This is a genomic window from Pelagibius sp. CAU 1746, assembly GCF_039839785.1.
Lineage (GTDB): Bacteria > Pseudomonadota > Alphaproteobacteria > Kiloniellales > Kiloniellaceae > Pelagibius.
In genome coordinates this window covers 220,987-237,195 of record NZ_JBDOQT010000001.1, presented here as the reverse complement: position 1 = coordinate 237,195, position 16,209 = coordinate 220,987, and the positions used below count along the sequence as shown (strand labels likewise).

Sequence of the window (16,209 nt, the reverse complement as noted above, 5' to 3'; positions counted from 1 at the left end):
CGAAGTTGCCGCTTTCGGAGTCCGGCGCTTGACCAAAGTCAATTACAAGCGGCCGAAACCTGCCTGAATGGAGAGGCGGTTGGAATCGCACGCCGGACTCCTGCAGGCGCCCGTCGTGACGCCCGCTGACGCGGGTGTAGCCGCCGCGGCCTGTGCCTGCTGCGTGGCGGCCGCTTCGCCGGAGGGGGCGGCTGTCCTGACACTGATCCTGAGGGGGGATGAGAATGAACGACAGCGACACAGCGGAAACGGGTGGCGGCGAGACGGCGAAACAGGAGCCGGTGCCGGTCATGCAACGCGTTCTCGACAACCCTTTCCTCCTGCTCTTCCTCGGCGTCACGATCCCCGCTGTCCTCTACATCGTCTGGGGCGTGATGGAGGTGGCTTCCGTCCCCATAGCCAACTAGCGGCATTTCTTTTCGCGAGGCAGCATCATGGCCGTTACCCCACCGACAAACCGCCTCTGGTGGAAGGAACCGATCCACGGCACCGAGCTGGGCTGGATCATCATCGCCTTCCTCTGGGGCCTCTTCATGTTCTTCTTCATGATCGCCTGGCATTTCATCGGCGAGCAGAACCTCTCGACCGAGACCTACCGTATCCGGCCGGAAAGTTATGTGGAGAAGGTTGAAGCCTTTGCCGAGGAGTATCAGGCCGTCGGAGCGGACGGCCAGCCGCTGGAGGAAGAGGGTGTGCCGGTGGTGCGCCCGCCGGCCGGCGGCGATGCCTACATCGTTGCCCGCCTGTGGGAGTTCTGGCCGATTCTGGAGCTGCAGAAGGGACAGAGCTACCGCATTCACCTGTCGTCGGCGGACTGGCAGCACGGCTTCTCCCTGCAGCCGACCAACATCAATATCTCGGTCCATCCGGGCTACGAGCACGTCTTGACGCTGACGCCGACTGACAGCGGCGTCTTCGGCATCATCTGCAACGAATTCTGCGGCATCGGTCATCACACGATGACAGGGCGCATCCGCGTCGTCGAGTAAGGGGTAAGGGCATGACCACGATTGAAGAAGGCGCCTTCGCGGCCCCCGGCGTTGAAGCCAATTATCGCACCTGCCGCTTCACGGGCCTGAGGGTCGAACGTAACGCAGAACTGCTGATCCGCGTGAACGCGGTGGCGGCGGTGGTCTTCCTGGCGCTGGGCGGGCTGATGGGCCTTCTGGTGGCCCTGACGCGCTGGCCGGCGGTCCAACTGCTGCCGGCGGAACTCTTCTATCTCGTGCTGACCGGACACGGCGCCAACGTGCTGCTGTTCTGGATCATCTTCTTCGAGATCGCGGTGCTCTACTTCGCTTCCGCCGTGCTGCTGGGGGCGCGGCTCGCCACGCCGCGTTTCGCCTGGCTTTCCTTCATCTTGATGATCGTCGGCGCGGTCATGGCGAACTACGCGGTGCTGCGCGGCGACTCCTCCGTCATGTTCACCTCCTATCCGCCGATGATGGCATCGCAGTGGTTCTATCTATCGCTGATCATCTTCGCGGTGGGGGCGCTGATCGGCGTCATGGTGTTCTTCGGAACCTTGGTGGTGGCGAAGGCCGAGCGGACCTATGACGGTTCGGTGCCGCTGGTCACCTTCGGCGCGATCACGGCCGGCATCATCGCGGTCTTCACCCTGGCCTCGGGCGCCATCATCCTGATCCCCACCTGGCTGTGGTCGGTCGGTCTGGTCTCCGAGATCGATTCGCTGATGTACAAGGTCGTGTGGTGGGGCATGGGGCACTCTTCGCAGCAGATCAACGTCTCGGCTCATGTTGCCATCTGGTACGCCATCGGCGCCCTGGTCGTCGGCGCGCGGCCGCTGTCGGAGAAGGTCAGCCGCATGGCCTTCTTCATGTACATTCTCTTCCTGCAGCTCGCCTCCGCCCACCATCTGCTGGCCGAGCCGGGCATGAGCTCCACATGGAAGATCGTCAACACCAGCTACATGATGTATCTGGCGGTCATGGGATCAATGGTCCACGGCCTGACGGTGCCCGGATCGATCGAGGCGGCGCAGCGCCGCAACGGCTTCACGCGCGGCGCCTTCGAATGGCTGACCAAGGCGCCCTGGGGCAATCCGGCCTTTTCCGGCATGTTCCTCTCGCTGGTGATGTTCGGCTTCATCGGCGGAATCTCCGGTGTCGTGCTGGGCACCGAACAGCTCAACGTGCTGATGCACAACACCATCTACGTCCCCGGACATTTCCACGGCACGGTGGTCGCCGGCACGACGCTGGCCTTCATGGCGATGACCTATCTGGTGGTGCCCCTGATCTTTCAGCGCGACATCATATGGCCGGGGCTGGCGCGCTGGCAGCCCTACCTCTTCGGTCTCGGCGCCGGCGGTATTTCGCTCTTCATGATGGGGGCGGGAACGCTGGGCGTCGCGCGCCGCCATTGGGACATGGCCCTGACCGACGCGGCCCATGCCTTCGAATTCGCGCCGGGGGCCTATCTGATGATGGGGCTGAACGGAATCTCGGCGATCCTGGCCGCCGTCGGCGGAATCATCTTCATCGTTGTGGTCGTCGCTTCGATCCTCGCGGGGCCGCGGCTCGACCGTCCGGGGGCCAAGCTCGTCTTCCCGCTGCACGACAAGGGACGCGAAGCGGTATCGCAGTACGGCAGTGAAGGCACGTTGAAGCTGCCTGGCACGATCATCCTCGTCGCCATCTTCTTCACCGCCTTCGTGCTCTACTACTTCGTGAACTGGAAGTATCTGTCCGAGCTTTGGCTGTTCCACTGAGACAAGGGAGAGCCCTGCCATGATCGTTGCGCTCAGGATGACCGTTTCGATCCTCAAACTGCGGATCGGTTCTTTCGTGGCCCTGGCGGCGCTGATCGGAATCCTGACCGGCGGCCCGGCCTTGGGTCCGCTGGAGGCCATGGTCTTCGCCGTCGCGGTGCTGGGAGCCTCCGGCGCGGCGGGAGCCTTCAACCAGTACCTCGAGCGCGACAGCGACCGCTTCATGAGGCGCACCCGCAACCGCCCCTTCGCCAAGGGAACGCTGAAGGCGGGGGCGATCTGGCCGGTCACCTTCACCGCTCTGCTGGCCGCCTCGCTGCTCATGGCCTACTCGGTGGGCGGTACCCTGGCCAGCGTTCTGGTGTTCTCGGGCGCCGCGACCTACGGCCTCGTCTACACCGTGTGGCTGAAGAAGCGCACCGTGTGGAACGTGGTGATCGGCGGGGCCGCGGGCAGTTTCGCCGTGCTCGCCGGAGCCGCTGCGGCGGCGGCGCCGACGGAGCCGGTGATCGGCCCGATACCGGTGGTTCTGGCGACCGTTCTCTTCCTCTGGACCCCGCCGCATTTCTGGAGTCTCGCGGCCGCCCGGAGCGAAGATTACCGCGACGCCCGGGTGCCGATGCTGCCGGTGGTCACCGAGCCGGGGTTCTGGGGGCCGACCATCTTCAGCCATGTGGCGGCGCTGGTGGCCTTGTCCTTCCTGCCGCTCTTGCTCGGCATGGGGCCGGTCTACGGGCTCTTCGCCGCGGCCGGCGGGCTGCCTTTCCTGCGGGCGAGCTGGCGTCTGATGCGCCGGCCGGACCGCCACCTGGCGATGGCGACCTTCCGCGCCTCGCTGCTGCAGTTTGCCCTGCTCGCTCTAGGTGTGATCCTGGACGAGGGCGTCCGATGGGCCTTCTGAACGGGGGACGGTCGAGAGGGGGCGTCTTGCTGGCGGCGGCGGCGGGGACTGTCTGGTTCCTCGCCGCTGCGGCCCCGGCGCCCGCGGCCGAGCCCAAGCTGGACGCGCGCGCCGCTTACGAGCGCAGCCAGGCCGCGATTGGCGGCAGCGTCGGGGAGCATGTGCTGACCGACCAAGATGGCTTGCCTCTGGCACTGGCGGAGCTGCGCGGGCGGCCTCTCGTGATCTCCCTGGTCTTCACGAGCTGCAGTACGGTCTGCCCGATCACCACCGACCATCTGCGCGATGCCGTCGTCGAAGCGCGCCGGGCGCTGGGGCCGCGGAGCTTTGCGGTTCTGACCTTTGGCTTCGATGCCGGCCGGGACCGTCCGGCGCAGCTCGCCGCCTTCGCCAACACCCACCGCCTGGAGGGCATCGAAGACTGGCACCTTGCCAGCGCCGACAGCGATACGACGGAAGAGCTGCTGGCGGAGCTGGGCTTTAGCTGGCGGGCGGCGGCCGGCGGCTTCGATCACGTGACCCAAACCTCGATCCTGGACGCCGAGGGACGGGTCTACCGGCAGGTCTATGGCGAGACCTTCCCGCTGCCGGTGCTCATGGAACCTTTGAAAGACCTGGTGCTGGGCAGAGTCACCCGGTCCCTGGCACCGGACGACCTCTGGGACCGGGTCGCCTTCCTCTGCACGGTCTACAATCCGCTGACCGGGGCCTACCGCTTCGACTACGGTATCTTTTTCGGCATCTTCTTCGGCGGTCTGTCGCTACTGATCACCGGCATCGTTATCCTGCGCCTCTGGCTGGGCAATCGCCGCTTCGCCAAGTCGGGGCGCGCGACATAATGGCGGGACTTCGTTTCGCGCTGCGCCGCGGCTTCGACCGGGTCGAACGCGGCCTCGACCGGTTGTTCGGGCCCGATTGGAATCCGCTGTCCAGCCTCGGGTCGTTGGGATGGTTCCTGTTCTGGATCGTCGCGGGCACGGGGATCTATCTCTTCATTTTCTTCGATACCGGCGTGGTGGATGCCTATACTTCGGTGCAATGGCTGACCGAAGACCACTGGTTCCATGCCGGGGTCGCCCGCAGCCTGCACCGCTACGCCTCGGACCTCATGGTCGTGGTAATGCTGCTCCACCTGCTGCGCGAGTTCGTTTTCGACCGCTATCGGGGGCGGCGCTGGTTTTCCTGGATCACCGGTGTGCCGGTGCTGTGGTTCGTCTATCTTTCGGGCATTACCGGCTATTGGCTGGTGTGGGACGAGTTGGCGCAGTACGTGGCCCTGACAACCACCGAACTGCTGGATGCCCTGCCGGTCTTCGCCGAGCCCATCGCGCGCAATTTCCTGACGCCGGACAGCCTCTCCAGCCGCTTCTTCACGCTGATGGTGTTCCTGCACATCGCCATTCCGCTGCTGCTTCTGCTCGTCATGTGGATCCATATCCAGCGCATCAGCCAGGCCCGCACCAAGCCGCCGCGCGGTCTCTCCGTGCTGACCTTGGGCGCGCTCGTCGCGGCGTCGTTTATGGTGCCGGCGACGTCCCAGGCGCCCGCCGACCTGGCGACGGTGCCCGCCCGCGTCGGCATCGACTGGTTCCTGCTCGGCCTCTATCCGGTCATAGAATTGGTGCCGGCGGGCGTCATCTGGACCGGGGCCCTGATTTTCACTCTGGTGCTGGTCGGCCTGCCATGGTTGCCTCCGCGTCGCGAGGCGCCGGCTGCCGCGGTGACACTGGATCACTGCAACGGCTGCGCACGATGCGTCGCCGACTGTCCCTACTCGGCGATTACCCTGGTGCCGCGCAGCGACGGCGCGCCCTTTCCGCTGGAGGTGGAAGTCAATGCGGAGCGCTGCGTGGCCTGCGGCATCTGCATGGGGGCCTGTCCTTCCTCGACTCCGTTCCGCCGCTCGGGCGACCTGATCACAGGCATCGACCTTCCGGCGTTTTCCCTGGCCGAGCTGCGCGCGCAGGCGATCGAGGCGGCGGCCGGCCTGTCGGGGCCGGGACGCGTTCTCACCCTGGCCTGCGCCCACGGCGCCGGCGGACGGCCCGAGGCAGGCCGCATCGTCCTGCCTTGCGTCGCCATGGCGCCGCCCTCGCTGCTGGATTTCATTGTCAGCCGCGGTCTCGCCGACGGCGTATGTATCGCCGGCTGCGCGGAACGCGAATGCTGGAACCGCTTGGGCGGCGAATGGATGCGCCAGCGCATCGCCCGCCAGCGCGACCCCTTCCTGCGCGAGCGGGTGCCGCGCGAACGCCTGCAAGTGATTTGGGCCGGGCCCAGCGAAGGGGCCAGGCTGCGGCGGGAGGCCGCCGCCTTCGCCGCGCAACTCGCCGAGCAGCCGTCCTATGACAAGGTGCGTCCGCTGAGCCGGGACGAGGCGGCGAGAAGTGCGGCAGGCAGCCAGCGGGAGTTCGCCGAATGAAGGGCCGTTTGCATCATCTGCTGCTGGGGGGAATGACCATGCTGGCGTTGTCGCTCGGCGTCGCCGTGCTCTCGGCGGCGCCCGCTTGGCAGAGCCTTCCCGCCGGGACGGCCTTGCTGCGGGTCAGCTTCACCCACAGCGGCGAGCGTAACTGCCGCGATCGGACGCCGGAGGAGCTGGCGGAGCTGCCGCCCAACATGCGTCTCTCCAAGGTCTGCGACCGCCGCCGGCCGCCGGTCTACGTCGAACTGGACATCGACGGCGCCACGGTTCTGGCCGAGGAACTGCCGGCGCGCGGTATCGCCGGCAGCGGCCCCTCGCGCATCTACCGGCGCTTCCCCTTGCCGGCGGGGCGGCACGACATCGCCGTGCGCTTGCGCGACAACCCGGCAACGAAAGACTTCGACTACGCCGCCGCGACGCAGGTGACGCTGGCTCCGGCCCAGAGTTTCGTCATCGATTTCCGCCCGGAAACGGGCGGCTTTGTGTTCAAGTGAGCCGACGGGAGGCCGCCATGGCTCCGATCGAATGGAAGCCCGAGTACAGTGTCGGCGATCCGGCGGTGGACCATGAGCACCGCCAGCTCATCGACCTGGTGAACCGCACGGCCGGCGCGATCCTGGAGCGCCGTCCGGAGGCCGACGTCGAGCGCGGCTTCGGCGACCTGCTGCGCGCCATCTCGGCGCACTTCGCGTTGGAGGAGCGGCAGATGCGCGAGGCGCGCTACGACGCGTTTTCAGAGCACAAGGCCGACCACGAACGGCTGCTGGACGCCCTGCGCGATCTCATGGATGACGCGGCGGTCACGCCCGAGGCTTCGATCGACCGCCTCGTGGCCACGCTGGAGGCCTGGTTTTCCGAGCACTTCCGGGTCCACGATTCGCGGCTTCACCGCGCCCTGGGCCCGCATCCGCAGGCCTAGAGGTTCCCTCTGCCGGGCCTGCCTCTTCGCCTTTCACGAATTCTTCGAGCGAATCCAACTGGTTGAATGTCGCGCCTTGCCGAGCACGCTTGACTGGTGTTGATTCACCTCAATGCCGCGGCGCAATAAACGGGGTACCTCTTGCCGCGAGAACGAGGGGGATAGGCCATGCGACCTAACGAGGACTGGCGTATCGCCAAGGAGTCGATGCTTCTGGCCAGTGTGCCCGACCAGCTCCTTGACACCATTCTTTCCCAGACCGAGATCCGCACCTTCGCACGGGGCGCGACGATCTTCTTGCAGGGCGAGCCCGCGGAGCACGTCTATATCGTGCTCGAAGGCTGGGTGAAGCTCTTTCGTATTTCGCAGAACGGTGCGGAGGCCGTGGTCGGCGTCTTCACCAAGGGCCAGAGTTTCGGGGAGGCCGCGGCCTTTCGGCACGACGTCTATCCGGTCGGCGCCGAGGCTGTAACGGACTGCCGGGCCATGCCGGTGAATGCCGGCTTGATCCTGGAGCTCATGAAGCCTCATCCGGAACTTTGCACGGCGATGCTCGCCTCGACCTTCCAGCACCTGCATGCTCTCGTGGCCCAGGTCGAGCAGTTGAAGGCGCACACCGGCGCTCAGCGGGTGGCCGAGTTCCTGCTCGAGCTCTGTCCCGTCGAGGAAGGCGGCTGCGCCGTTACCTTGCCTTATGACAAGGTGCTGATCGCGGGCCGCCTGGGCATGAAGCCCGAGAGCCTCTCCCGCTCCTTTGCGCGCTTGAAGGAGGTCGGGGTCACCGTCAACCAGAATCACGCGGCCATCGCAGACGTGGCGGCGCTGCGCGCCTATGTGGTCGAGGACCCTGCAATGGCTTGGAGCCGCGCCCAGTGAGCGCGCGCCTGGAAGCGGTGCTCTCCGCGATCGACGCCGCCAACGCGGCCGACCCGACGGCGGAAGGCGAGGGCGCGCAGAAGGGGCCTGCCGCCTTGCTTTACGGGCAACGCATGTCGTCGGAGCTGTCGCGGGTCTGTCCGCAGGCGTCGGAGCTGCTGCAGATCGCTGCCCGTGGCCAGCATATCGAGCGTTGGAAGATGCCGCGCGCTTCGCATCCCGAGGGCCGCGTCGGCTATCTCGCCTGGCGCAAGGCCCAGGCGGCCTTTCATGCCGAGCGGGTGGCCGGGCTGATGGCGCAGGCCGGCTATGCGGCGGACGACTGCCGGCGGGTCGCCGCGATGCTGCGTAAGGAAAGGCTGAAGCAAGACGCGGAGGTGCAGATGCTGGAAGATGTCATCTGCCTCGTCTTTCTGCGCTGGTACTTCGCGGACTTCGCCGAAGGGCGCGACGCCGGACAGATTGCCGGGATCGTCACCAAGACCGCCCGCAAGATGTCCGCAGAGGGCCGCGCCCGGGTCGCGGCCGAGTTCGATCTGTCCGACCACCTGGCCCGGGCGCTGGCCGTCTAGCCCCCGCGCCGGCGGTGCCCTCTACGTCCTTTTCGAGTGACCCCTATTCGAACTGCTTGAGATAGGCGATGACGTCCTCGCGCTCGTCGTCCTTGCGCAGGCCGGCGAAGGTCATCTTGGTGCCGGGGATCAGGTCCTTGGGCTTCTTCAGATAGGCATCGAGGTTGTCTTCGGACCACACCATGCCCTCGGCCGACTTCTCCTTGAAGGCGTCGGAATACTTGAAATCCTCGACCATGCCGACGGTCGCGCCGACGATGCCGTTGAGCTGCGGGCCGACCTTGTTCTTGGCGTCTTCGCCGACCGCATGGCAGGCCTTGCACTTCCTGAAGACTTTTTCGCCCTTCTCCGCGTCGCCGTCGGCCAGGGCCGGAGTGGCGAAACAGGCGAGGGCGGTGGCAAGGACGGTAATCTTCAGTCTCCGCATAGTATGTTCTCCTTGAATTGAGTCCGATTAGTGAAGAGCTTCGAGTGAGCTGCCGGGCTGCGCGGCCAGCGCCGCGGCGATGGCTTCCCGGGAAAGCAGGCAGCAGGCGGTCGACAGACCGTCGGCGAGCGCGGCCCGCTCCGCGGAGACGGCGACCAGCCGCCAGCGCCCTCCGGGTTCGCCGCTGCGCGGATCGAGAATGTGTCCGATGCGCCCCGCAGGGTCGAGGAAGGTACCGAGCGGCGCGGAGGTGGCCAGGCAGCGTTCGCTCAGGCGTACCTCGCGGACGATGCGGCCTCCGGGCAAGCTGATGCCGGCCCGCCAGGGACTGCCGTCCGGCCGCCGGCCCCGCGCCGCGATCTCGCCCATGTCGACCAGCACGTCCCGCAGTCCGAAACTGCGCAGCAGCGCCGCGACGCGGTCGGCCACGTATCCCTGGGCGATTCCGTTGAAGGTCAGGGCCATGCCCGGCCGGGTGAAGCGCAGCGCGCCCGGTGAAATCTCGAGATGTTGCCAGCCGCAGCGGGCGCGGGCCTGGGCGAGATCGCCGGCCGCCGGGCGGCGGTTCTCCGCCGCGGCGGTGGCGTGCAGCAGCCACAGCGGCTGAATCGTCGGGTCGAAGGCGCCGCCGGTTGCCCGCTGCAGCCGGCCCGACAGTTCGAGCAGTTCGAGGAACTCCTCGGGCGGCGCCGTCAGCCGGCCCTCGGCGTTCAAGCGGGTCAGCAGGGAATCTGGGCGGTAGAGGCTGAAGAGGCCTTCCATGCGCTCGATTTCCTCCTGGACCGCGCCGAAGACCTGTCCCGCCTCGGCATCGTGCACCCCGACGAGGGTCATCGAGGCCTGGGCGCCCAAGGCCGCACCGCGCCAGCGCGCGACCGGCCGGGCGGCGCGCGCGGCGGCCGGCAAGGCTGCTGCAGCGGCCGAGATGGCCAGGAAGCGGCGCCGGCTCAGGCTTCGGTTCGACACAGGTGGCACGGCGGTGATCGGTCCTTGTTGGCGTGGAAACTCTGGCGGCTCAGGCTGACTGTCACCTTGACCATAGTCAAGACAGCCTTGGTCACGAAGTGGGGACTTCGGGGTTCATGCGTGCCAGGCGGCGTTTCAGGATCGTGCAGCTATTCGCGTCATGATAGATCATTTGGCAACGCAGGCAGAGCACGCATTCGTTCGGGTTGATTCGACCGAGCGTATCGATGGCGCCGACGGTGCAGAGTTTCTCGCAGAGCCTGCATTCGCGGCCGCATTGCGGGCGCCGGTTCAGCCAGTCGAAGAGCTTCAGCTTCGCCGGAATGGCCAAGGCCGCGCCCAGAGGGCAGAGATAGCGGCAGTAAAAGCGCTCGATGAACAGGCCGGCGAAAAGAATGGCCGCGACGAAGAGCACGAAAGGCCAGGCCCGCACGAAGAGCATCGACATCGCCGTCTTGAAGGGCTCCACCTCGGCCAGCACGAGGGCTTGCTCCATTGAGTAGAACGACAGGCCAAGAATTGCCACGAAAAGTGTGTATTTGATGACCCAGAGACGCTCCTGCACCACCTGCGGAACCTGAATCTGAGGCACCGAGAGGCGCTGGGCGATCTCGTTGGTCAGTTCCTGCAGCGCCCCGAAGGGGCAGAGCCAGCCGCAGAAGACGCCGCGGCCCCAGAACAACAAGCCCAGCGCGACGAAGCTCCAGAGCATGAAGACGACCGGCTCGATCAGGAAGGTTTCCCACTGAAAGCCGCTCAGGAGCGATTGCACGAAGGCGATGACGTGGACCACCGAGAGCTGGCCGCCGGCGATCCAGCCCAGCCAGACCAGTGTCACGCTCAGAAAGCCGATGCGGCCCCAGCGCCAGAGGCGGGGGCGCCGCACGAAGGACTGCTGCAGGAACAGGATCAGCGCCAGCACCGTCAGCATCGCGCCGACTCCGGCGACCTCGAAGCGCTTGCGCTCCCAGGCGCTGACCCACAGGGGTTCGACCTCCGCCATCGGCGCGGCCGCTCGCACGAAGGCTGCGGGCAGGGCGTAGTCGAGGGGAACCCGCAAGGCGACTTCGCCGCTCTCCGTCTCGCGCGTGGCGGTCACCTCGATGGTGAAGGGCCGGGTCGGGTCGAAGGCGCCGCTGGGCAGGCGGAACAGGCTCAGTTCCTTGAAGTCCGGCGCGCCCGCCGCGGCCAGGCCGTCGAGGCGGACGTAGTTTTCCGCCCGTATTTCCAGGCTCCGGCCGTCCTGGACCACGCGCAGCCGCTCGAAGACGCCGCTGCGCCGCCAGGCCGTGCCGCGGTGCGACTGCAGGCCGCTGGACGCGACGAAGAGCGCCGCTTCCTGCGCGGAGAGGCCGGCCACCGCCCGCGAGAATGCCTGTTGGCCCAGAAGGTTGCGGCCGATCGTCGGCGGATCGAGTAGGGCCGTCCAGAGATCGATGAAGGGGCCCTCGCCCTCCGGCGGCGGCACCTTGGCGCCGCCGAGCGCGGCGCGGGCCTGGCTGAGGGTGACGGTGGTATGGGTCAAGGCGCCCATCGCCTGCAGCTCGTCCCAGGTTTTCGGCGCGAAGTGCAGGCGGTCGAGCGTGGCGCCGCCGGCCGCGCTGCGCGCCAGGGCGACGGTGCGCGCCGTGCGCAGGATGGAATCCCGGATGACGCCGCTGGATACGGTGGCCCGGGCGATCACGTCGGGCACCGCCGCGCCGCCGGTCTCGGCGGGCGGGCGGGTCAGGTCGATGCCGGAAAAGCTGCTGATGTAACGCGCGATGTCCGCGGTCGAGATGCCGAGCGTCAGAATGGGTTCGTTGTGGCGCACCAACTGCGCCCCGGCGATCTTGCCCGCCTCGGTGACCGCCACCAGAATATCGATGGGTCGCCCGGAATAGCCGACCGAGCGGGAGATTTCCCAGGTCGAGGCGATGTAGCCAACCGGGCCCTCGGGCGCGCTGACCGACCAGCCGGGAACGCCTTCGTCCTCGCGAAGCAGGCGCAGGGGCGTATCGCTGCCGAAGAGGCGCGCCGCGAGTGCCGGATCGGGTTCCACCTGCGTCGGCGGAGCTGCCCACGGCAGTTCGGCGGCGGCCGGCGCCGCAACGATCATGGTGGGGACGGCAAGGGCTACGCACGCCACCAGGAAGGCCCGGAACAGCCGCATCGGTTACTCCACATCCGTTCCGCAAATTTGCTGGGATAGGGCGCACGCTGCCTTAACGAAAGTCAAGGCAGCGTTGGAGACCCCCTGCCTATTCTCCTCCCAGCCCCACCGGTGCAATGGAGAGACGGGCATGCACATCCCTTGCGAAACGCGGAAAATAGCACTTCTCGCCGGCGTCCTGCTGCCGCTGGCCTTCTCAACCTCTGCCGCCTTGGCGCAGGACAAGCCGAAGGAGCACGGCGACTCGCCGGCCGCGGCTTACGAACCCAGCATGACGACGCTGGGACAGATCAACGTGGAGATTCCGGGACGCAAGCCCGGCGATCCGGTGATCACGCCTTCGGAGTTTCAGGCAGCTTCGACGATTTACTTCGAGCGCTGCGCCGGCTGCCACGGCGTGCTGCGCAAGGGAGCGACCGGCAAGCCGCTGACCACCGACATCACGCGCGGGCTCGGCTACCAGCATCTGATCGATTTCATCACCTACGGCTCGCCCGCCGGCATGCCGAACTGGGGCACCTCCGGCGAGCTGACCGATGAGCAGGTCGACGTCATGGCGCGCTACCTGCTGATCGAGCCTCCCTCGCCGCCGGAATTCGGAATGCCGGAGATGCGGGCGACCTGGAAGGTGGTGGTGGCGCCCGACAAGCGTCCGACCAAGAAGATGAACGACATCGACATCGACAATCTCTTCTCGGTCACCCTGCGCGACGCCGGCCAGATCGCCCTGATCGACGGTGCGACCTACAAAATCCATACCGTCATCGATACCGGCTATGCGGTTCACATCTCGCGCATTTCCGCCTCCGGGCGTTATCTCTACGTCATCGGCCGCGACGCGCTGATCAATATGATCGACCTCTGGATGGACCCGCCGGCGACGGTGGCCCAGATCAAGGTCGGTGCCGAGGCGCGCTCGGTCGAGACCTCCAAGATGAAGGGTTGGGAAGATAAGTACGCCATAGCGGGCAGCTACTGGCCGCCGCAGTACGTGATCATGGATGGCGACACGCTGGAGCCGCAGAAGATCGTCTCGACCCGCGGTATGATCTACGACACCCAGGAATTCCATCCCGAACCGCGTGTCGCCGCGATCGTGGCGTCGCACTACCGGCCGGAGTTCATCGTGAACGTAAAGGAGACCGGCAAGATTCTGCTGGTCGACTACTCGGACATCAGGAACCTGCAGGTGACGGAGATCGAGGCCGAGCGCTTCCTGCACGACGGCGGCTTCGACTCCAGCAAACGCTACTTCCTGACGGCGGCCAACGCGCGCGGCAAGATCGCCGTCATCGATACCAAGGAAGGCTCGCTGACCGCACTGCTGGAAAGCGGCGGCACCACGCCGCACCCGGGGCGCGGCGCCAACCTGGCGCATCCGACCTACGGTCCGGTCTGGGCGACCTCCCACCTGGGCGACGAGACGGTCGCCCTGATCGGCACGGACCCGGAGGGGCATCCCGACCAGGCCTGGAAGGTGGTGCAGCAGCTCTATGCCCTGGGCGGCGGCTCGCTGTTCGTCAAGTCGCACCCCAATTCCAAGCACCTCTACGTCGACGCGCCGCTCAATCCGGAGGCCGATGTCTCGGGGTCGATCGCGGTCTTCAACGTCGACGACCTGACCCAGGAAGAGCCGGAATACACCGTTCTGCCGATCGTGGAATGGGCCGGCATCGCCGAGGGCCAACCCCGCGTGGTGCAGGGCGAGTTCAACAAGGATGGCGACGAAATCTGGTTCTCGGTGTGGAACGCCCGCGACCTGGAATCGGCGATCGTCATCATCGACGACAAGACGCTTGAATTGAAGCACGTCATCAAGGACCCGCGGCTGGTCACGCCGACCGGCAAGTTCAACGTCTTCAATACCCGGCGGGACGTCTACTGACCTGCCTCCCTGGAGGGGCGGCCATTCAGGCATGGCCGCCCCCCTTCAAGGCGGTTGTCATGGGACCTAGGTAGGGAGGAGGCGATGAGGAAGCCGGGTCAGGTGTTTCTCGTGGGCGCCGGGCCGGGCGACCCGGAGCTGCTGACTCTGAAGGCGGCGCGCATCCTCTGCCAGGCGCAGGCCGTGGTCTACGACCGCTTGGTGTCGGAGGAAGTGCTGGAGCTGTCGCCGCCGCTGGCGCGTCTCGTTCCGGTGGGCAAGGCGCCGAAGTCCCATCCGGTGCCCCAGGAGCGGATCAATCAAATCCTGATCGAATTGGCCTCCGAGGGTCTGACGGTCGTGCGCCTGAAAGGCGGCGACCCGATGGTCTTCGGCCGCGGCTCCGAAGAGGCGGCGGCCCTGAGGGCTGCCGGCATTCCCTTCGAAATCGTGCCGGGCATCACCGCGGCCCAGGGCGCGGCGGCGGCGACCGCGGTCCCCTTGACGCACCGCGGCTTGGCAAGCGGCGTCCGCTACGTCACCGGACACTGCCGCGAGGATCGCCCGCTCGACCTCGACTGGGCGGGGCTCGCGGACCCGCAGACCACCCTCGTCGTCTACATGGGGGCCGGCGCCATTGCCGAGATCGCCGGGCGGCTGCTCGGCGAGGGCTTGCCCGCCGCGCACCCGGTCATGGCGGTCGCCGGCGCGACGACACCCCACGAACGGCGGCTGGTTTCCAGCCTCGGAGAGATCGCCGGGGATGCGGCGCGGGCGTCGCTGCGCGGGCCGGTCCTCTTCGTGATCGGCGAAGTGGTGTCTCTCTACCGCAGCCGCCCCGAGGCGATCGTGACCTTGCTCGCCAGCAGGCCGCGGAAGGGCGCGGCCTATGCGTGAGGCCTTGCCGCTCCTGCTGGCCTTCGGTCTCGCCGCGGGACCGGCCACGGCGGCGGAGCTCGCACCCGGCCGGGCGGCGGAGCTGGAACGCCTGGTGCTGCAGGATTGCGGCTCCTGCCACGGCCTGACGCTGAAGGGCGGGCTCGGCTCGGACCTGCGGCCGGAAAGCCTCGCGGGCAAGCCGGTGGAAACTTTGACCGCCATCGTCCTGGACGGAGTGCCGGGCACGCCGATGCCGCCCTGGCGCCCTCTTCTCAGTGAAGAGGAAGCACGTTGGATCGCCAACTACCTGCTGAATGGAGGCGTCAGATGATCCGCTTAACGGCCGCTCTTTGCCTGGTTTCGGCGCTGCTGCCTTGGGCGGCGCAGGCCGACACGCTGCGCGCCACCGGCGATCTGGGCGTGGTGGTGGAGCGGGCGAGCGGATCGCTGCTCGTCGTCGACCAATCGGACCGTGCGGCCATCGGCCGCGTGGAAGGGCTGGGCGACCTGTCGCACGCTTCCGTCGTTTTCTCGCCGGACGAGCGCTACGCCTACGTCTTCGGCCGCGACGGCGGCCTCAGCAAGGTCGACATCCTGACCCAGAGCTTGGCCGCCCGGGTGCTGCAGTCGGGCAATGCCATCGGCGGAGCGATCTCCGACGACGGCCGCCTGGTCGCGGTGTCGAACTACGAACCGGGCGGGGTGCGGGTTTTCGACGCTGCCACTTTGGACATGGTGGCGGATATCCCGACCGGCTCGAAAACCATCGGGCTGGTGGATGCGCCCGGCCGGCGCTTCGTCTTCACCCTCTGGGATGCGGGCGAGACCTGGATCGCCGACTTTTCCGGCGGTGAGGCGGCGACGACCCCGCCGGCAATTACCCGCGTCGAGGGGATCGGCCGTAATCCCTACGACGCGCTCATCACCGCCGATGGGCGGCGCTACATCGCCGGGCTGTTCGGCGAGGACGGTCTGACGGCCCTCGATCTCTGGCAGCAGCCGCCGGTCCCGCGGCGCATTCTCGCCGGCTACGGCCGCGGCGAGGATCCCCTGCCGGTATACAAGATGCCGCATCTCGAAGGCTGGGCTCTGGCGGGCGAACGCTTCGTGCTGCCTGCGGTCGGCCGGCACGAGGTGCTCTGGATCGACTCGCGCAGCCTGAAGGAGGTCGGCCGCACCAAGGTTCACGGCCAGCCGGTCTTCGCCGTCGCGCGGCCGGACGGGCAGCAGGTCTGGGTGAACTTCGCCCATCCCCTCAACGATACCGTGGAGGTGATCGACACGCCCTCCGGCGAGGTCATTCATCGGCTGACCCCGGGACCGGCGGTTCTGCATATGGAGTTCACGCCACGCGGGCACGAGGTCTGGGTCTCGGTGCGCGACGCCGGCAGGATCGACATCTACGACACGCGCAGTTTCGAGAAACTGGGCGAGGTCGCCGCCGAATCGCCTTCGGGCATCTTCTTCACCGCGCGCGCCCATCGGACAGGGCTTTAG

The 16,209-nt window shown here is 67.1% G+C and carries 17 protein-coding genes; 14 read left to right on the top strand and 3 right to left on the bottom strand.

What is annotated here, in order from left to right:
- The first annotated feature begins 224 nt into the window (after positions 1 to 224).
- The 10 genes from AAFN88_RS01090 (at position 225) to AAFN88_RS01045 (ending at position 8,424) form a co-directional block, all read left to right on the top strand.
- Positions 225 to 407: a hypothetical protein gene (locus tag AAFN88_RS01090; RefSeq protein ID WP_347517655.1), complete on the top strand. Its 183-nt coding sequence runs from the start codon at positions 225 to 227 to the stop codon at positions 405 to 407.
- A 27-nt stretch (positions 408 to 434) separates the two neighbouring features.
- Positions 435 to 989, top strand: a complete 555-nt coding sequence (locus tag AAFN88_RS01085; RefSeq protein ID WP_347517654.1) for a cytochrome C oxidase subunit II — start codon at positions 435 to 437, stop codon at positions 987 to 989.
- 11 nt (positions 990 to 1,000) lie between these two features.
- A complete protein-coding gene (locus tag AAFN88_RS01080) occupies positions 1,001 to 2,731 on the top strand; it encodes a cbb3-type cytochrome c oxidase subunit I (RefSeq protein ID WP_347517653.1) in 1,731 nt (576 codons plus the stop codon).
- A 19-nt stretch (positions 2,732 to 2,750) separates the two neighbouring features.
- Positions 2,751 to 3,632: a heme o synthase gene (cyoE, locus tag AAFN88_RS01075; protein WP_347517652.1), complete on the top strand. Its 882-nt coding sequence runs from the start codon at positions 2,751 to 2,753 to the stop codon at positions 3,630 to 3,632.
- Positions 3,620 to 4,471, top strand: a complete 852-nt coding sequence (locus tag AAFN88_RS01070) for an SCO family protein (protein WP_347517651.1) — start codon at positions 3,620 to 3,622, stop codon at positions 4,469 to 4,471. The genes cyoE and AAFN88_RS01070 overlap by 13 nt, the downstream gene beginning before the upstream one ends.
- Complete coding sequence (locus AAFN88_RS01065; protein WP_347517650.1) at positions 4,471 to 6,054, top strand: cytochrome b N-terminal domain-containing protein; 1,584 nt, start codon at positions 4,471 to 4,473, stop codon at positions 6,052 to 6,054. Before AAFN88_RS01070 ends, AAFN88_RS01065 begins: the two co-directional genes overlap by 1 nt.
- Positions 6,051 to 6,551 carry a hypothetical protein gene (locus tag AAFN88_RS01060; protein WP_347517649.1) on the top strand — a complete coding sequence of 167 codons (501 nt, stop codon included), beginning with the start codon at positions 6,051 to 6,053 and terminating at the stop codon, positions 6,549 to 6,551. The genes AAFN88_RS01065 and AAFN88_RS01060 overlap by 4 nt, the downstream gene beginning before the upstream one ends.
- A gap of 17 nt (positions 6,552 to 6,568) precedes the next feature.
- Entirely contained in the window at positions 6,569 to 6,976 is a 408-nt protein-coding gene (locus AAFN88_RS01055) for a hemerythrin family protein (RefSeq protein ID WP_347517648.1), read from the top strand.
- A 168-nt stretch (positions 6,977 to 7,144) separates the two neighbouring features.
- Complete coding sequence (locus tag AAFN88_RS01050; protein ID WP_347517647.1) at positions 7,145 to 7,852, top strand: Crp/Fnr family transcriptional regulator; 708 nt, start codon at positions 7,145 to 7,147, stop codon at positions 7,850 to 7,852.
- The gene (locus AAFN88_RS01045; RefSeq protein WP_347517646.1) at positions 7,849 to 8,424 is read left to right on the top strand and encodes a DUF4202 domain-containing protein; all 576 of its coding nucleotides are present in this window, start codon (positions 7,849 to 7,851) and stop codon (positions 8,422 to 8,424) included. The genes AAFN88_RS01050 and AAFN88_RS01045 overlap by 4 nt, the downstream gene beginning before the upstream one ends.
- A gap of 43 nt (positions 8,425 to 8,467) precedes the next feature.
- Here AAFN88_RS01045 and AAFN88_RS01040 read toward each other — a convergent pair whose 3' ends face one another.
- From AAFN88_RS01040 to AAFN88_RS01030, 3 genes are all read right to left on the bottom strand, one after another.
- On the bottom strand, positions 8,468 to 8,851 hold the full coding sequence (locus AAFN88_RS01040) for a cytochrome c family protein (RefSeq protein WP_347517645.1): 384 nt from the start codon (positions 8,849 to 8,851) through the stop codon (positions 8,468 to 8,470).
- A 27-nt stretch (positions 8,852 to 8,878) separates the two neighbouring features.
- On the bottom strand, positions 8,879 to 9,826 hold the full coding sequence (locus tag AAFN88_RS01035) for an FAD:protein FMN transferase (RefSeq protein ID WP_347517644.1): 948 nt from the start codon (positions 9,824 to 9,826) through the stop codon (positions 8,879 to 8,881).
- Between the two features lie 82 nt (positions 9,827 to 9,908).
- Entirely contained in the window at positions 9,909 to 11,969 is a 2,061-nt protein-coding gene (locus AAFN88_RS01030; RefSeq protein ID WP_347517643.1) for a 4Fe-4S binding protein, read from the bottom strand.
- A 130-nt stretch (positions 11,970 to 12,099) separates the two neighbouring features.
- Between AAFN88_RS01030 and AAFN88_RS01025 the strand changes: the two genes are divergently transcribed.
- The 4 genes from AAFN88_RS01025 (at position 12,100) to AAFN88_RS01010 (ending at position 16,209) form a co-directional block, all read left to right on the top strand.
- Positions 12,100 to 13,854 (top strand): cytochrome D1 domain-containing protein, encoded by a 1,755-nt coding sequence (locus AAFN88_RS01025; protein ID WP_347517642.1) that lies wholly within the window; start codon positions 12,100 to 12,102, stop codon positions 13,852 to 13,854.
- An 84-nt stretch (positions 13,855 to 13,938) separates the two neighbouring features.
- Entirely contained in the window at positions 13,939 to 14,730 is a 792-nt protein-coding gene (cobA, locus tag AAFN88_RS01020; protein ID WP_347517641.1) for a uroporphyrinogen-III C-methyltransferase, read from the top strand.
- Complete coding sequence (locus AAFN88_RS01015) at positions 14,723 to 15,043, top strand: cytochrome c (protein ID WP_347517640.1); 321 nt, start codon at positions 14,723 to 14,725, stop codon at positions 15,041 to 15,043. The genes cobA and AAFN88_RS01015 overlap by 8 nt, the downstream gene beginning before the upstream one ends.
- The gene (locus tag AAFN88_RS01010) at positions 15,040 to 16,209 is read left to right on the top strand and encodes a cytochrome D1 domain-containing protein (protein WP_347517639.1); all 1,170 of its coding nucleotides are present in this window, start codon (positions 15,040 to 15,042) and stop codon (positions 16,207 to 16,209) included. Before AAFN88_RS01015 ends, AAFN88_RS01010 begins: the two co-directional genes overlap by 4 nt.

Bases quoted from the DNA above. Each gene is read 5' to 3' on its own strand.
- AAFN88_RS01090 (WP_347517655.1), top strand. From the start codon at position 225: ATGAACGACAGCGACACAGCGGAAACGGGTGGCGGCGAGACGGCGAAA.
- AAFN88_RS01085 (WP_347517654.1), top strand. From the start codon at position 435: ATGGCCGTTACCCCACCGACAAACCGCCTCTGGTGGAAGGAACCGATC.
- AAFN88_RS01080 (WP_347517653.1), top strand. From the start codon at position 1,001: ATGACCACGATTGAAGAAGGCGCCTTCGCGGCCCCCGGCGTTGAAGCC.
- cyoE (WP_347517652.1), top strand. From the start codon at position 2,751: ATGATCGTTGCGCTCAGGATGACCGTTTCGATCCTCAAACTGCGGATC.
- AAFN88_RS01070 (WP_347517651.1), top strand. From the start codon at position 3,620: ATGGGCCTTCTGAACGGGGGACGGTCGAGAGGGGGCGTCTTGCTGGCG.
- AAFN88_RS01065 (WP_347517650.1), top strand. From the start codon at position 4,471: ATGGCGGGACTTCGTTTCGCGCTGCGCCGCGGCTTCGACCGGGTCGAA.
- AAFN88_RS01060 (WP_347517649.1), top strand. From the start codon at position 6,051: ATGAAGGGCCGTTTGCATCATCTGCTGCTGGGGGGAATGACCATGCTG.
- AAFN88_RS01055 (WP_347517648.1), top strand. From the start codon at position 6,569: ATGGCTCCGATCGAATGGAAGCCCGAGTACAGTGTCGGCGATCCGGCG.
- AAFN88_RS01050 (WP_347517647.1), top strand. From the start codon at position 7,145: ATGCGACCTAACGAGGACTGGCGTATCGCCAAGGAGTCGATGCTTCTG.
- AAFN88_RS01040 (WP_347517645.1), bottom strand. From the start codon at position 8,851: ATGCGGAGACTGAAGATTACCGTCCTTGCCACCGCCCTCGCCTGTTTC.
- AAFN88_RS01030 (WP_347517643.1), bottom strand. From the start codon at position 11,969: ATGCGGCTGTTCCGGGCCTTCCTGGTGGCGTGCGTAGCCCTTGCCGTC.
- AAFN88_RS01025 (WP_347517642.1), top strand. From the start codon at position 12,100: ATGCACATCCCTTGCGAAACGCGGAAAATAGCACTTCTCGCCGGCGTC.
- cobA (WP_347517641.1), top strand. From the start codon at position 13,939: ATGAGGAAGCCGGGTCAGGTGTTTCTCGTGGGCGCCGGGCCGGGCGAC.
- AAFN88_RS01015 (WP_347517640.1), top strand. From the start codon at position 14,723: ATGCGTGAGGCCTTGCCGCTCCTGCTGGCCTTCGGTCTCGCCGCGGGA.
- AAFN88_RS01010 (WP_347517639.1), top strand. From the start codon at position 15,040: ATGATCCGCTTAACGGCCGCTCTTTGCCTGGTTTCGGCGCTGCTGCCT.